This window comes from Clostridium sp. AM25-23AC (assembly GCF_003435125.1).
GTDB lineage: Bacteria > Bacillota > Clostridia > Lachnospirales > Lachnospiraceae > Pilosibacter > Pilosibacter fragilis.
On record NZ_QWGI01000007.1, the window covers coordinates 110,490 to 126,964 of the forward strand.

The 16,475-nt window shown below is 49.2% G+C and carries 12 protein-coding genes and 1 other annotated feature; of the genes, 4 read left to right on the forward strand and 8 right to left on the reverse strand.

Features of this window, described 5'->3' with window-relative positions:
- Positions 1-121: 121 nt before the first annotated feature.
- The 5 genes from DW677_RS06200 to DW677_RS06220 form a co-directional block, all read right to left on the reverse strand.
- Positions 122-1,366: a 3-isopropylmalate dehydratase large subunit gene (locus tag DW677_RS06200; protein ID WP_117566674.1), complete on the reverse strand. Its 1,245-nt coding sequence runs from the start codon at positions 1,364-1,366 to the stop codon at positions 122-124.
- 14 nt (positions 1,367-1,380) lie between these two features.
- A complete protein-coding gene (locus DW677_RS06205) occupies positions 1,381-1,872 on the reverse strand; it encodes a 3-isopropylmalate dehydratase (protein WP_117503805.1) in 492 nt (163 codons plus the stop codon).
- 325 nt (positions 1,873-2,197) lie between these two features.
- The gene (locus DW677_RS06210; protein WP_117566675.1) at positions 2,198-3,448 is read right to left on the reverse strand and encodes a 3-isopropylmalate dehydratase large subunit; all 1,251 of its coding nucleotides are present in this window, start codon (positions 3,446-3,448) and stop codon (positions 2,198-2,200) included.
- 4 nt (positions 3,449-3,452) lie between these two features.
- Positions 3,453-3,935 carry a 3-isopropylmalate dehydratase small subunit gene (gene leuD / locus DW677_RS06215; RefSeq protein WP_117566676.1) on the reverse strand — a complete coding sequence of 161 codons (483 nt, stop codon included), beginning with the start codon at positions 3,933-3,935 and terminating at the stop codon, positions 3,453-3,455.
- A 312-nt stretch (positions 3,936-4,247) separates the two neighbouring features.
- Positions 4,248-4,871: an MBL fold metallo-hydrolase gene (locus DW677_RS06220; protein WP_117552738.1), complete on the reverse strand. Its 624-nt coding sequence runs from the start codon at positions 4,869-4,871 to the stop codon at positions 4,248-4,250.
- Between the two features lie 202 nt (positions 4,872-5,073).
- On the opposite strand from DW677_RS06220, the gene DW677_RS06225 reads away from it, so the two are divergent.
- On the forward strand, positions 5,074-6,216 hold the full coding sequence (locus tag DW677_RS06225; protein ID WP_117566677.1) for a M20 family metallopeptidase: 1,143 nt from the start codon (positions 5,074-5,076) through the stop codon (positions 6,214-6,216).
- Positions 6,217-6,453: 237 nt separating this feature from the next.
- On the opposite strand, the gene DW677_RS06230 is transcribed toward DW677_RS06225, so the two are convergent.
- The 3 genes from DW677_RS06230 to DW677_RS06240 all read right to left on the reverse strand — a co-directional run bounded on the left by DW677_RS06230 (position 6,454) and on the right by DW677_RS06240 (position 11,133).
- Positions 6,454-7,860, reverse strand: a complete 1,407-nt coding sequence (locus DW677_RS06230; RefSeq protein ID WP_117566678.1) for a HAMP domain-containing sensor histidine kinase — start codon at positions 7,858-7,860, stop codon at positions 6,454-6,456.
- A complete protein-coding gene (locus DW677_RS06235; protein ID WP_015554002.1) occupies positions 7,857-8,567 on the reverse strand; it encodes a response regulator transcription factor in 711 nt (236 codons plus the stop codon). The genes DW677_RS06230 and DW677_RS06235 overlap by 4 nt, the downstream gene beginning before the upstream one ends.
- A 169-nt stretch (positions 8,568-8,736) precedes the next feature.
- Positions 8,737-11,133 carry an endonuclease MutS2 gene (locus tag DW677_RS06240; RefSeq protein ID WP_117512943.1) on the reverse strand — a complete coding sequence of 799 codons (2,397 nt, stop codon included), beginning with the start codon at positions 11,131-11,133 and terminating at the stop codon, positions 8,737-8,739.
- A 364-nt stretch (positions 11,134-11,497) separates the two neighbouring features.
- Between DW677_RS06240 and DW677_RS06245 the strand changes: the two genes are divergently transcribed.
- The 3 genes from DW677_RS06245 (at position 11,498) to DW677_RS06255 (ending at position 16,237) form a co-directional block, all read left to right on the forward strand.
- The gene (locus DW677_RS06245; RefSeq protein ID WP_158553052.1) at positions 11,498-12,823 is read left to right on the forward strand and encodes a S1C family serine protease; all 1,326 of its coding nucleotides are present in this window, start codon (positions 11,498-11,500) and stop codon (positions 12,821-12,823) included.
- A 138-nt stretch (positions 12,824-12,961) separates the two neighbouring features.
- Positions 12,962-13,906 (forward strand): HD domain-containing protein, encoded by a 945-nt coding sequence (locus DW677_RS06250; RefSeq protein WP_117483920.1) that lies wholly within the window; start codon positions 12,962-12,964, stop codon positions 13,904-13,906.
- 196 nt (positions 13,907-14,102) lie between these two features.
- Positions 14,103-14,374 (forward strand) — a binding site (T-box leader).
- 162 nt (positions 14,375-14,536) lie between these two features.
- Entirely contained in the window at positions 14,537-16,237 is a 1,701-nt protein-coding gene (locus tag DW677_RS06255; RefSeq protein ID WP_117566679.1) for a carbon starvation CstA family protein, read from the forward strand.
- Positions 16,238-16,475: the final 238 nt, after the last annotated feature.

Sequence of the window (16,475 nt, forward strand, 5' to 3'; positions counted from 1 at the left end):
AAAATCCGGTAATCGGAGATAACCGCAAAGTATCATTGCGAGATATCCTGATTACCGGATTTTTATGATTCGATATGACGAGTCTGTTTTTACTTTGTAGTTATCGTTTGTGCTGACTGGCTTATTCCGGACAAACGATCTTACCAGCCACTGCACATGCCGCAGCCGTTCTCGGGGAGGCGAGATAGATCTGGACCTTGGATGTTCCCATACGTCCAAGGAAGTTGCGGTTGTTGGTAGCGACAACACGTTCACCGTCAGTCAGGATACCGCCCGCGCGTCCGCAGCAGAGGCCGCAGGCCGGGTGGGTGATCATAGCGCCTGCCTCGGCCAGAGTCTCGAGGATTCCGAGATCAGCAGCCTGTTTGTAGATCTTGCGGCTTGCCGGAGTCACGATGAGCTTTACAAATTTTGCAACCTGTCTGCCCTTTAAAACTTCGGCGGCAGCAGCCAGATCTTCCAGGCGTCCGTTTGTGCAGGAACCGATGAATACCTGGTCGATCTCTGTGCCTTCAAGTTCGCTGACATTGCGGATCTTGTCAACCTGGGACGGACATGCCATGACCGGAACGAAATCTTCCGCGTTGTATTCCATCACGCGGCAGTAAGCTGCGTCCGGATCGCCGAAAAGACTCTTCTGGTAGTCGTTTAAGGTAATATCACAGTATTCCGCCGTCTTTTCATCCGGTGTGAACAGAGCGCACTTTGCGCCTGCCTCGATCGCCATGTTGGAGATCGTCATGCGGCTCGCAACCGTCATGTTTTCAACGGCGCTTCCGGAAAATTCCAGCGCCTTGTAAGTAGCACCGTCTGCGCCGAGATCACCGATGAGACGGAGAATAATGTCCTTTGACATCACGTTCTCCGGCAGTTTTCCGTTGATGACGACCTTGATCGTCTCCGGTACGCGGATCCACATGGTACCGGTTCCTAAGATACTTGCCATCTCGGTATATCCGATCCCGGAAGAGAATGCGCCGACGCAGCCGTAAGTCGTTGTGTGGCTGTCGGTACCGAATGCGATATCGCCCGGCTTTACATATCCGGCTTCAGTCATTAACTGGTGGCAAATTCCGTCGCTTCTGTGTACGTGGGTCATGCCGTACTTTTCAGCGAATGCATTTCCGATGCGGAAGTGTCTCGTGTCGTCCTGCTGGCTTGCCGGAACGAGGTGATCGTAGATCAGAACGACCTTGTCCGGATCCCACAGCTTTTTAAAGCCCATTTCTTCAAATTTTTCAGCCACGAACGGAATAAAAATGTCGTGGATCATGACGCGGTCCACATTTACGATCGCGATATCGCCCGGCTTTACGGACTTTCCGGTATTATGTTCAACGATTTTCTCAATTACTGTCTTTCCCATTGTATTCTCCCCCTTTAATCGAGACCATTCAGCTTGCGCATGGCTTTTACAAGGCCGCCAGCGCGGATAATGTCCATCAGGTTCTCAGGAAGAGACGCGATCGGGTACTCTTTTCCGTTGTAGTCGATGTGTTCGTTCATCACAACAGATACGGTGTCGCCCTCTTTGATGTCATCGTGGAGCGTCGGTTGTTCGATTAAGAGCAGACCGTTGTTGATGGAGTTACGGAAGAAGATCCTCGCGAAGGATTTCGCGATCACGCATTGGATTCCCAGCGCTTTGATGATCTCCGGGGCCTGTTCCCTGGAAGAGCCGCAGCCGAAGTTCTTTCCGGCAACGATGATGTCTCCGGGCTTGATCTGGGCAGCCAGCTCCGGGCGGAGCGGGGAAAATCCATACTGTTTCATATCGTCAATGGTCTTTAATGCAAGGTACTCGGTCGGGATGATGATATCGGTGTCGATGTCATCGCCCAGGACCCAGACCTTTCCAGTCATTTTTTCCATGTAAATATCCTCGATTTCTATACAAATATAGTGATCATATTCAAAAATGCATATTGCCGTATCATTCTGGCAAATACCAATAAGTAATTTATCCGTAACTGTTCAGTAGGTCTGCGCACTTGCTGCGCTGACCGTAAGAAAACATAGGCTGGAAGGCAAAAATCCCATCAGCGAAGCTGATTTGGAATGGATTTTTGCACGTAACTATGAAGGTACTGAATAGTTACATTTATTCTATGTATAGGGGCATTACTGGTGGAACGACACTTCTGCCTGTATAAAAGTACAGGCAGAAGTGAAAATAGTCTTTACAAATCGGTGCAGATTATAAATCACTCGCTAATGCAATTTCGCCCTTAATAGCAGATGCCGTAACCGTCGCAGCGGATCCAAGATATACCTTGGAGCTTGGATGACCTGCGCGGCCCTTGAAGTTTCTCGTACCGGTGCTGATCAGGACTTCGTTCTCGCCGATCACACCCTGGCAGCTTCCCCAGCATACGCTGCAGTTCGGGTTCATAACAATTGCTCCAGCTTCCATAAAGGTGTCGATCAGACCTTCCTTCAGTGCCTGGAGATAAACGGTCTGGCTTGCCGGAACCACAAGGAAACGGACTTTTTCAGCGACCTTCTTTCCTTTAATGATGGAAGCGCCGACTCTCAGGTCCTCGATACGTCCGTTGTTGCAGGAACCTAAGAATGCCTCGTCGATCTTCACGCCGCGGACTTCCTCAGCCGGAACCAGGTTGTCAACGAAGTCTGGTTTTGCCACTACCGGACGGATCTTGGAGAGGTCAAAGGTATATTCTCTCGCGTATACAGCATCCGGATCGCTTTTAAAGAGTGCTTTCGGCTTTCTTCCGTGAGCTTCCAGATATTCGATGGCTTTCTCATCCGGCTCAAAGATACCGGTCTTTGCACCTGCCTCAACAGCCATGTTGCAGAGGACCATACGCTCACTGATGCTTAATGTCTTAGCACCTTCGCCGGTGAACTCCATAACCTGGTAGTTGCAGCCGTTTGCGCCGATGGTGCCGATGATGGTTAAGATCAGGTCTCTCGCGTAAACGCCTTCTGGCAGCTTTCCGACGAGGTTGAATTTTACAGTCTCCGGAACAAGAACCCAGGATTTTCCTGTCACCATGCCGTAGAGGAGGTCTGTACATCCAACTCCGGTACCGAAGGCGCCGAGAGCGCCGTAGGAACATGTGTGGCTGTCAGCGCCAAAGATCAGTTCACCCGGGCAGACGTAATTCTCCATCATGATCTGGTGGCAGACGCCTTTTCCTTCCCAGAAATCGATGTTGTTTTCCTTCGCGAAGTCGCGCATCTTCTTCTGGGACGCCGCTGTCTTCGGACAGTCAGACGGGACATTGTGGTCTACAATGAATACCATCTTTTTTGTGTCCGCGATGTGCGGATGTTTTAATTTATTGCGGTACATGTCAACGGTCAGATGTGTGGTTCCGTCGTTGCTCATCATACGGTCTAATGTTACGGTATGGATATCTCCCGGTTTTACGTAGTCAACACCGGCTGCCGCTGCGATGATCTTTTCTGCGATTGTCATTCCCATTGTCCTACTCCTCCTCACGGTTTAAAGAAGCGATCAGTCCGCCCTGATTTAAGATGTCCTGCATGTATTCCGGCAGCTTTGTGCAGGAATATGTCTTTCCATTTGCATGAGCAGTTCCGTCAGACATGGAAAGTTCCATGGTATCGCCGGTCTTTACATCATCCGGCAGGTCTTTACAGACGATAACCGGAAGTCCGATATTGATCGCATTTCTATAGAAAATCCTTGCGAAGGATTTTGCAACGACGGCCTGTACGCCGAGGGCTTTTAAAACGCCCGGTGCCTGTTCTCTGGAAGAACCGCAGCCGAAGTTCTCGCCGCCGACAACAAAATCGCCCGGTTTTACTTTTTTGGGGAAATCCGGGTCGAGAGACTCGAATGTGTGCTCTTTCATCTCTTCCAGATTCGGTAAGAGCAGATATTGGGATGCAATGATCTGATCGGTATCAAGGTCATTATGAAATTTAAAGATCATTCCTTTTGCCATGACTTTATATGTTCCTTTCTTATCTAAGAAATATTAAAAGACAGCTGCGAAGATATAGACCGTCAGCCGCCGTAACAGTTCATGAATTCTTTCATTCCCTCATTATAGCATAGGATCAGGCATAAATAAAATGGCACGTATTGATATGGCACATAACTTAAAGTTATAAAATTATAGTACTCTCCAGCGCCGGGAAAAGGACATAAAAATTGCTGCAGTTAAACTCTGTATTTGAGCGGACATGACAGCTGTATTTTTACACCGCCGGTCGGATCATCACGGAAAACTGCAGCAAAAATGGAACTTATCTGGTTATTTCAGCTTCAAAACCGCCGTTTGCGGTCTCGTCTCAGCCGTCAGCACCAGTGTGTTGGAGTCGTACTCCACCACATTCCGGCAGAGTCCTGTAAATTCCTCAAGACGTCCGATCACCGGATAGCCGAAATGGTCAGAGCGGTAGTGCATCGGGATCACAACGCGGGGCGCGAGGTCATCCACCACAGCCTTCGCCTGGACCGCATCGATCGTATAATAACCGCCCACAGGGATCAGGATCGCGTCGAGATGCTTTAACAGATCCTTTTGTTCTCTGGTAAGAGGACATCCGATGTCACCCATATGGGCAATTTTAAGTCCATCTGATTCTAAAATGTGGATCCGGTTCGGTCCGCGGAGGGCTCCCTGTTCCGGGTCATGCCAGGTGTCGATCTTCGTGATGGAAAACGGGTTTTTTGTCCCGCTGTGCTTTAAGGTTACTGCGTCTGTGTATCCGTGGTCACCGTGCTCGTGGCTGCAGAGTACCATGTCCGCAATGAGGGAAAGCGGAGCGAGTCCCGGTACTGTATTCGGGCCATATGGATCAAATACAATGGAAAATCCATCTTTTTCAACGGTAAAACAGGAATGACCATTCCAGGTGATAGAAATAGAATTCATAATTATGTCCTCCTCTCGAGCAGTTAGAAATGATTGAGCAGATGACTATATTTTATCATGAAACGCAGGGAGATTCAATGGACGAAAAGCAAGGTCCCATCTGAGCCAGAGTGGGAAATTTATGTGATCAGTGCTTGAGAAATCAGGAGCAGCCGCGGTATAATAGTGGATATAATATCGGGCATAACAGGAGGAAATGGCGATGGATCTTACACAGGTAAAGCACGAGATTGAAACATTGGCGGAGAAACACCGGGATGAGTTTGAGGTTGTCAGTGCATACATATTTACTCATCCGGAGCTGGCATACCATGAAATGCTGGCGCAGGATCAGCTGTGCGGGTTGCTGGAAAAGCATGGCTTTAAAGTACAGCGGGGAGCCGGCTCTCTGGAGACCGCATTTGTGGCAGAATACCGGAGCGGAAAGCCAGGAATGACCTTTGCCTTTATGTGCGAGTACGACGCTCTTCCTGAAATTGGACATGCATGCGGTCACAATCTGATCGGCACCAGCGGAGCCGGAGCCGGTGTGATATTAAAAGAGATCATGGAAAAATATGGGATCGGAGGAACCCTGAAGGTTCTTGGAACACCGGCAGAGGAGAACGGAAGCGGAAAGATCACGATGCTGGACGAAGGAATTTTCGACGATGTGGATATGGCGCTGATCATGCATCCGAGTGATATGTCCATGGCAGATGATATCTCATTTGCAGCCGTAAATAAGACCTATACCTTCACAGGAAAACCGGCACATACCGCAGCGTGTCCGTGGATGGGGGCAAGTGCGTTAAACGGAGTTCTCCAGATGTTCCATGCGGTAGATTCCCAGAGACTTCATTTTAAGGATTATACGAGGGTTCACGGAATTATCGTGGAAGGCGGAACCGTTGTGAATATTGTTCCGGAGAGAGCAGTCTGCAGATTCAATATCAGGGCGCTGGATGCGGAGTACCTGAAAGATGTGATCTCCGTGATAGACCGGTGCGCGAAAGGCGCAGCCATCTGCGCCGGTGTAGATGTGGAAATTCAGCAGAATGGCTATCTGATAAAAGATGTCCGCAACAACAGGGAACTTGTGACAGCAGTGGAAAAGAACATGGATTTCATTGGAGAACATCATATCCCCCGTGATCTGACTCAGGGGATCGGTTCCACGGATGTGGGAAATGTGACTCAGGCACTTCCGGCTGCCCAGTTTTATATCGGTGTGGGCGAAGGCTTGGGAACCCATACAGCAGCATTTGCGGACGCTGCAGGAGGAGAAGCAGGAAGACGTGCTCTCACTGCCGCGGTAAAGGTGCTGGCAATGACAGGACTTGATATGATGTCCGGCCGATCATAAAAATAACAAAGCATGAAGGTGGTTGTTCATGCGATCGGGACGAAGATGAAAGAAATCTAAGAAAACGGAAGAATCGACAGAAATAAAAATCTCTGCCCGGACACGCCGAGGTGCGTCCAGACAGAGATTTTTTGTGCACTGTGCGAAATTATAGATTGTCGCAAACGACCGCGCGAGGGGCGAGCAACAAAAAACGGACACAGAATAGAGACTTCTGTGTCCGGATATTTGGCTGTATTACAGTGCTGTCGCCTTCGGCAGCGTAAAGATAAATTCCGACCCGACCCCCTGGGTGCTGATCACATCAATATTTTCCCCGTGTGCCTGTATGATCTCTTTTACGATCGCCAGTCCGAGTCCTGTTCCCTTCTTATCTTTTCCTCTGGAGAGATCCGACTTATAGAAGCGGTCCCAGATCTTCTTGATACTTTCCTTCGGAATACCGATTCCCGTATCCTTCACGGAAACAAAGACTTTCTCGTATTTCAGCGAAGTCTGGATATAGATCACAGAATTCTCACGGCTGAATTTAATGGCATTGTCGATCAGATTGTAGAGTACCTGCTGGATCTTACCGAGATCCGCATACACCATCTGGATATCCGCAGCGAAGGTGAGATCCAGAACGATATCCTTGGCATTGCAGGTTCCTTCAAAGGTTGCCGCAGTATCTTTAATAACGCGATTGATATCAAAGTTGCTCCGTGTCAGGAATCCCTTGCTGTCGAGAGAGTTCAGCGTCAGCATGCCCTGAGTGAGTTTGTTTAAGCGCTCTGTCTCGGAAATCAGGATGCCGAGATACTTATCGTATAATTCCGGCGGGATCGTTCCGTCTTTGATCGCTTCCAGATACCCCTTGATGGATGTCAGCGGGGAGCGGAAGTCGTGGGAGACGTTGGCGATAAAGGAATGCTGATATTCCTCCATCTTATTTAATTCACTGGACATATAATTTAAGGTGTTGGCAAGATATCCCATCTCATCGGCAGAAGTTACATTGATCGTATGACTTAAGTTTCCAGCCGCGTATTCCTTCGCACCCGCGGTGATCTTCTTTAACGGGACATATACGGTCTTTGTGAACACGAGAAGAATGATCAGGGACAGGATGAAAACCACCAGCGCTGTAATGTATACAATGTTCAGGATACGGTCTTTCCCATGTACGATCTGTTCGATGGGCATATGAATCACCACGTATCCATACGTATTGAAATTTCCTGTGATCGGCGCAATGACGGACAGCATGTCTTTATCAAACATGCCGAAAAATCTGCCGGTCATATACGAGCGGTTTCCCGCCACGGTGGGATCAAAACCATCGATGGCGGTGCCGATATGGGAGGCTGGGGCAGTCTCCGCAACGACGCTGCCTTTCTGGTTGATGACCCAGGCCTGCGCCTTTAAGTAGGTGGCAACGGCCTGCAGCTGCGGGTTTGCCGTGGACAGACTGATATTTTTGCCCTGATAGATATCGCTGTAGGTGGAGGCGAGAAGATTCGCCTCATCGTAGAGCGATTCAGACTTTTCTTCTAAGAGATACTGGTAGGTGATCTTCGAGGACATGGTCGCGATGAAAATGAAACCAAGAAGACCAAACACCAGATATCCGAGAAGAAACTTGGTATAAAGAGAACGGGTCATCGTCTTACCTCAAATTTATAACCGATTCCCCAGACAGTGGACAGCGCCCAGTTCTCGTCGTCGCGGATCTTCTCGCGAAGACGTTTGATGTGGACATCAACAGTCCGGGTGTCACCGATATACTCATAGCCCCAGATATGATCCAACAGCTGTTCTCGGGTAAAGACCTGATTCGGAGAGGAGGCAAGGAAGTATAAAAGTTCCAGCTCCTTCGGCGGCATATCCACAGAGTGACCTTTGTAGAGGACGGAATAGTTCGTCAGGTTGACGATGAGATTCGGATACTCCACATATTCTCCCTGCTGTTTTGTCGCAGCGGACATACTGACCGGGGCCGCCTGATAGCGGCGGAGAACAGCCTTGACTCTGGCGACAAGTTCTTTTGAATCGAAGGGCTTGATCATATAGTCATCGGCACCGAGCTCCAGACCTAAAACTTTGTCGAAGACCTCGCCCTTTGCGGACAGCATGATGATCGGTACCTGAGAGGTCGTGCGGATCTCCCGGCAGACCTGATAGCCATCCATGCCCGGCAGCATCAGGTCGAGAAGGATCAGGTTCGGCTTAAAGACCGGAACCTCCTTCAATGCGGATTCTCCGTCCCCGACGATCTTTGTATCATAACATTCTTTCATCAGGTACAGGGAAATTAACTCTGCAATATTCTCGTCATCGTCGACGATGAGAATTCTCTGTTTATCGACCATGGAGGTCTCCTCCTTCTAAAATTTATCGTAAAAATTTCGTTTTTTGCCTGTAAATCAGGGCAGGTTTCTATTTCCTATAGGATGATGGGTAAAATTGAAACCCTTGCGGTTAACATAACTTTAAAATAGTACTGTTCAGACAAAATCCGACGCAGTTCCTAATTGAAAGTTACTTGAAGGTTACGATCGTAACTCCCGTATCGCCTTCCCCAAACTCACCAAGTCGGAATTCCTTCACATATTTAAGCTTCTTCAAATGCTTATGAACCGCAGCCCGCAGCGCACCTGTTCCGCGTCCATGCACGACACGGACCTGCGGAAGATGGGCGAGATAAGCATCGTCCAGATACTTGTCAAGGACAGGCATTGCCTCGTCCGTTGTCATTCCGATGAGATTGACCTCCGGGGAGACGGAGAAGGATTTTGCCATTTTGATCTTTCCGCTTCCGGTGTTGTTCCGCTTCAGGGCAGCCGGATCGAGGCCCGGTCCGGATACGGACGCCTCGTCTAAAAGTTCCAGATCTTTGATATTTACAAGGGAGCGCAGGATTCCCATCTGTACATAGAGATCACCCTTTGCGTTCGGCAGTGTGCTGACCGTTCCCTTTAAGTTCATTGTGAGGACCTTAACACCGTCACCGATCTTTAATTTCTTCGGTGAGATTGTCTTTTTCGGCCCCTTATTGTTCTTCAGACTTAAGCTTTTATCGACTTTATCCAGCTTTTCGCGGAGCTTTGTTCTCTCAGCTTCCAGCTCTTTTCCGACACCGGAGCTTGCGGCAAGCTTGTTGATATTCCGGATCGTCTGGTCCGCGGTCTCCTTCGCCTCGCGTAAGATCCGCTGGGCTTCCTCGTTGGCGTTCTTTAAGAGCTTTTCTTTCCGCTCATCAAGCCGCTCTTCCTTCTGCTCGATATTCTTCTTTAAACGGGAGATCTCTTCCTTGTAGCTTGCGATCTCCTCCCGCTCTTTTTCGATGGTCACGCGGCTCTGCTCTAAGTTCGCAAGCAGATCCTCAAATGCCTCATCATTGGATTCCAGATGGGTCTTCGCATCATCGATGATGTAATCCGGCAGACCTAACTGTCTGGAGATCGCGAATGCGTTGCTCTTTCCGGGAATACCGATCAAAAGCTTATAAGTCGGACGCAGTGTTTCAACATTAAACTCACAGCAGGCGTTCTCAACACCCGGCGTTGACAGGGCGAATACTTTCAATTCGCTGTAGTGGGTGGTCGCCATGGTCCGGCACTTCATATTGTGAAGGAAGGACAGGATAGAGATCGCTAAAGCAGCGCCCTCGGTGGGGTCCGTTCCGGCGCAAAGCTCATCGAAAAGGCAGAGAGACCGGCTGTCTGCCTGATTTAGGATCTTAACGATATTTGTCATGTGGGCGGAGAAGGTACTTAAGCTCTGCTCGATGCTCTGCTCATCGCCGATATCCGCGAATACCTCGTCAAAAACGGAAAGCTCGGATCCGTCAAACGCCGGGATCTGCAGACCGGATTGTCCCATCAGGGTAAACAGACCGACCGTCTTTAAGGATACGGTCTTACCGCCGGTATTCGGTCCTGTTACGATCAGCAGGTCGAAATCTCTTCCCATCCAGATATTGATCGGAACGACCTTTTTTGGGTCAAGGAGCGGATGGCGGCCATCCTTGATATGGATATAACCTTTTCGGTTAAACTTCGGCATGGAACAGTTATAGATTCTTGAGAGAGCAGCCTTCGCGAAGATGAAATCCAGCTTTGTGAGGATCTCAAAATCCGTTGTGATCGGCTCGATATACGGGACGAGCTCGGTGCTTAAGGCAGCTAAGATCATCTCGATCTCTTTCTGCTCCTTTAATTCCAGTTCACGGAGTTCGTTGTTTAGCTTGATGATCGCCATCGGCTCGATAAAGAGTGTGGATCCGGTGGCCGACTGGTCATGGACCATTCCGGCGAACTGGCTCTTATACTCGGCGCGGACCGGGAGGCAGTAACGTCCGTCACGCATGGTGATAACGGCATCCTGCAGCATGGTCCGGCTGGAGTTTAAGATGGAGTTCAGCTGGGTGTGGACTTTATCTGCTGTGATCTTCATTTGACGGCGGACATGATGGAGTCCCGGGCTTGCATCATCGGCGATCTCATCCTCACCGAGAATACAGCGGGTGATCTCACTGTTCACATTCGTCAGTGGTTCCAGAGTGCGGAACATCTCATCGAGAGAGTCATCAGGAAGTTCCATATTTTCCGGATGGCGTCCATAATTCTTTGCGCGGGCCGCACAGGTCAAAAGTCCGCTGACGGAGAGAAGCTCCGTGATGCTTAAGGAGCTGCCGATCTCCAGACGTTTTAAGGAATCCCGTACATCACGGACTCCGGCTAAGGAGAGACTTCCTTTCTGGCGCACACGGGTCACCGCATCGGCGGTCTCGGTCTGGGTCTGGACAATCTCGTTGAAATTCGAGGACGGTGTCAGCTCCCGGCACATCTTCTTTCCCGGTTCGGACGCCGCACAGTCGGTCAGGCGGTCAATAATTTTATAATATTCAAGTGTTTTTAATACTTTCTGATTCATAGGTCGATCCTTTTTTCCTTTCAATACGCAGACATTCCGCAGTATGAAACATGCGGAGATTTTCAGTAAAGATGCCTGCCTGCACAGAAAAAGTATAACACAAACGTGTTAAATATCATAGAGATTTTTTCTTACGGTGGAGGTGTCCGATTTGGGAGGGAGAGCCTGTGGAAAAGGTTATCGAATGGTACGGAGAAACTTGTATACACCATTTTTTTGTTGCATAATAAGAAGAAAAAAATTATAATGAAAAGAAAATAGGCTAAACGCAAAGAATCCGCAAATGGAATCATATTTTGATGGATATTTGCCTGTAGCAGCAGGAGTAAGGGCTGCTGTAAGATATGAAAAGGAGACTTTTTTCATGTCAGATACACCTAACGAGAAAAAATTTATGAGGGAAAAGGTCGTAAAACCTCCGATCGATAAGCGCAGGGCCGCGGGCCGGATCCTGTGCTATGTTCTTTTTGCGGCCGTTTTCGGTGGAGTTGCTGCGGTGAGCTTTGTGGCATCACTGCCGACAGCGAAAAAGCTTTTGGGTAAAGAGCAGCCAGTGACCTCCGCACCGATCACGATCGAACGGGACCAGGATCCATCCGGCGAGCCGACACCGGTGGAGACCATGGCGGAGACCACAGGAGAGGGGATCCGCGCGGAAGATCTGAAGGATGAGGTGGATAAGATCGTTGGGGACGCCATGGAAAAGTTCCCATGGACGACGAAAAACCTCACCGAGTTAAACGACGCGTTCCGGAACATCTACCTGGAATCCGAGAAGAGTATCGTGACAGTTTCCGCAGTGAAAAACGACGTGGACTGGTTTGATAACCCTATTGAGACGACAGGACAGTATGCGGGAATCATCATCGCGGTGAATTCCAGCGAGGCGCTGATTCTGACAGGACAAAGCGCGGTGGCTGGAGCCGACTCCCTGCGGGTGACCTTTGGGGACGGATCCACGGCGGCAGTAGAACTGAAATCCCAGGACATCACCTCCAAGATGGCAGTTGTCAGTGCGAAGATCTCTGATATTGAAGAGCAGACCGTAAACTGGATGAAGGCGGTGGAACTCGGAAACTCCTATTCCGTCCGTACCGGGGACATGGTCCTCGCGGTGGGAAGTCCCTCCGGACATGTCCATTCCGTCAAGCAGGGGCTGATTGCCTATGTGGCAAAGGGAGTCCAGGCAGTGGATGGTCAGACGCGTATCCTGTATACCGAGTTTGAGAGCCATGCAGACGAGGGAACATTCCTCTTAAATCTTTCCGGCCAGCTGGTGGGCTGGGCAACCGACACTTATCAGTCCGGTGATAATGGACAGACGGAAGATAAGACGATGGCGATACCGATCTCGGAGTACAAGGGCGTGCTCCAGAAGCTCACAAACGGACAGTCCGCCCCGTATTTCGGAATCCGAGGACAGGATGTGACCTCCGTGATGATGGAGAGCGGAATCCCCAGCGGAGTATATATAACAGATTCCATTGCAGATGGACCTGCCTACAACGTGGGGATCCAGAACGGTGATATCCTGACAAAGATCAGGGACACGGAGATCCAGACGATCCGGGACTTCCAGAACCGGCTGGAGGACACGAAGACCGGAGATTCTGTAAAAGTTACGGTAAAACGGAAGTCTATTGATGAATATAAAGAAATAGAGTATCAAGTGACGATTGGAGCCAGGTAGTTATTACTGCCTGGCTTGTAACTGCTCAGACTTACTGAACAGTTATCTAGTCCAATAATAACGTTTCAGCCTTAAAACTGAAACGCTAGATGTAAAGACAGAAAACGTCTGTCGACGCAATGAATAGAAGGAGAGATTATGAGATTTATTGAAACATTCCGGGAAGGAAACCACATTTCGGATGTATACCTGTGCAAGACAAAACAGATCGCGCTCACAAAGAATGGAAAAGAGTACGGTTCTCTTGTACTGCAGGATAAAACAGGAACTGTTGACGCGAAGATCTGGGAGTTAAACTCTCCGGGAATCAATGAGTTTTGCGCACTGGATTACGTGTATGTTGACGCGGACGTGACTCTGTTCCAGGGACAGAACCAGTTAAATGTAAAGCGGATCCGCAAGGCGGATGAGGGCGAGTACCATCCGGCAGATTATCTCCCGGTGACCACAAAGGACATCCCGACGATGCAGCATGAGCTCACCCAGTACATCACAACCATCAAGAACGAGTACTTAAGAAAGCTGGCATCCGGCTATTTCAACGACCCGGAGTTCATGAAGGCGTTCTCCTTCCATTCCGCGGCAAAGAGCGTTCATCACGGCTTCGTCGGCGGACTTTTAGAACATACCTTAAGTGTTGTAAAAATGTGCGATTACTTCAGTAAACAGTACCCGGTGCTGAACCGCGACCTGCTCTTGACGGCAGCGATGTTCCATGATATCGGAAAGACAAAAGAACTTTCCGCGTTCCCGGAGAATGACTACACAGATGACGGACAGCTTCTCGGTCACATCATCATCGGCTCCCAGATGGTAAAAGAGCGGATCGACACGATGCCGGGATTCCCGAAAAAGCTGGAGAGTGAGCTGATCCACTGCATTCTTGCACATCACGGTGAGCTTGAGTACGGTTCCCCGAAGAAACCAGCCCTGATCGAGGCGATGGCATTAAATCTTGCGGACAACGCGGACGCGAAAATGGAGACCATGACAGAGATCTTAAGAGGTGCCGGGGACAACATGGGCTGGCTCGGCTACAACCGCTTCATGGAGACGAATGTCCGCCGGACGAGTGAAAACTAGTATGTAGAAAAATTGACCCGCGACGGATCATAAATCGTGCATAATTTTGATAATAATTTGTCATGGAAAGACAGATGACACAAAATGTCCGTGTGCAAAAGATATATGTGCGCTTTGCACTGATAAGAAACCGCAAAGATCAAAAAATAACGGTTGACAAAATCACTTTTGTGACTAAAATGAGTGTTGTTCATATTCAAATGCGATGAACGGGACAGGACTTTCTAACAGGATCTTATTCAGAGAGCTGCCGGTCGGTGCGAGGCAGATAAGAAATTAGAAGGTTATCACCTGGAAGCAGCCGGGATGAACAGCTCATTTTAGTAATTCCGGACGGAAACCTCACCGTTAAAAGGGGACCGATTCATCTGAGAGTACAGCAGATACTTGAGGAGGATGGGACTGAGAGGCCGGTTTTCCGGCAACAGAAGTGGTAACGCGGAGAATGTTAGATCCTTCGTCTTCTAAGGGAGCGATCCCTATGGAGACGAAGGATTTTTTGCTTTATACGTATATTCCACAGCAATTCCTGCCGTATTTTCAGGATCGTTTGAATATGGATGGACTACAGGGACCGGAATTCGCGACATTCCGGTATGACGAAATGAATTTACAAAGGAGCGAAATGACATGAACACATTAGTAATCGTTCTCATCTCAGCTGTGTGTCTGTTATGCGGATATATGGTATACGGACGCTGGCTGGCAAAGACCTGGGGTATCGACCCGAAGGCAAAGACACCTGCCTATACACATGAAGATGGACAGGATTATGTACCTACAAACGGCTGGATCGTTTTCTCACACCAGTTTTCCTCTATCGCAGGTGCCGGCCCTGTAACGGGCGCTATCCAGGCGGCTGCATTCGGCTGGGTTCCGGTTCTTCTCTGGATCCTTGTCGGCGGTATCTTCTTCGGAGCTGTCACAGACTTCGGCGCTCTTTACGCAAGCGTAAAGAACGAAGGTAAGTCCATGGGACTTCTGATCGAAAAGTACATCGGCAAGACAGGTAAGCGGTTATTCCTGATCTTCTGTTGGTTATTTACACTGATCGTTATCGCAGCCTTTGCTGACATGGTTGCAGGCACATTCAATGCTTATACGGTTAAGGATGGTGTTACAGAGATGGCCGCAGCGGCTCAGACAAACGGCGCCGCAGGCTCCATCTCCATCGCATTTATCGTATTCGCGATGGTTTTCGGTGTTCTTCAGAAGAAGCTCAACCTTGAAGGCAAGGGCGAGTTCTTCGTAGGACTTGCATGCACGGTTGCATCTCTTGCAATCGGTATGGCATTTCCGTTAATCGGCGGTAAGAACGCATGGACAGGATTCACATTTGCGTATATCTTCTTTGCATCTGTTCTTCCGATGTGGCTCTTAAAGCAGCCGCGTGACTACATGACAACATTCATGTTTGCAGGAATGATCCTCGGCGCTGTTGTCGGTATTGTTGTTGCGCATCCGAACATGAACCTTCCGATGTACACAGGCTTCACAAATGAGAAGCTCGGAAACATGTTCCCGATCCTTTTCGTAACCGTAGCCTGCGGAGCTGTTTCCGGTTTCCACAGCCTCGTTTCCTCCGGTACTTCCTCCAAGACCGTTGAGAACGAGAAAGATATGTTAAAAGTTGGTTACGGCGCAATGGTTCTCGAGAGCCTCTTAGCCGTACTTGCACTCTGTGTAGCAGGCGCCGCCGCAGCCGCTGACGGTACCGCAGCAGTAGGAACTCCGTTCCAGATCTTCTCCTCCGGCGTTGCTGGACTTCTTGAGATGTTCGGTCTTCCGATCTATGTTGCACAGTGCTTCATGACCATGTGTGTATCCGCTCTTGCTCTTACAAGCCTTGATGCAGTAGCACGTATCGGACGTATGTCCTTCCAGGAGCTTTTCTCCGTAGACGATATGGAGAACGCAGAGGGCTGGAGAAAATTCCTCTGCAACAAATATGTATCCACGATCATTACACTTGCATTCGGCTATATCCTTACAAGAGTCGGTTACTCCAACATCTGGCCGTTATTCGGAAGCGCAAACCAGCTGTTAAGTGCACTTGTTCTGATCACACTCTGCGTATTCTTAAAGGTAACAGGCAGACAGAACAAGACCCTGATCGTACCGTGCGTGATCATGCTCTGCGTAACCTTCACAGCACTGGTTCAGAGAACGCTTGCTCTTGTAAACGCATTCAGCGCAGGTACCGCAGTATTTATGGTTGAAGGACTTCAGCTGATCGTTGCGATCCTTCTTATGGTTCTCGGTGTGATCATTGTTGTCACATCCGGTAAGGAACTGCTCAATAAGAAGGCGGGTTCTGAGGCGAGAGTATAATCGAATCAGGTAAGCAGCAAAGTGGATTGCGAATACCCACTGGACATTGCGATTTACATAATGCTTAACTTATAGGGTTGATATTCGAAAACCGGTTTTCCGGTTCCGGAGACTTCTGAATGGGAGTTTTCGGGGCGCGGGGAGCCGGTTTTTGTATTGACGTAAAAACGTGACTCATTTGAAAATGCGGATCGGATTCTTTTGCCTGTATGCGGTATAGGGCAGAGATTTTCACGTT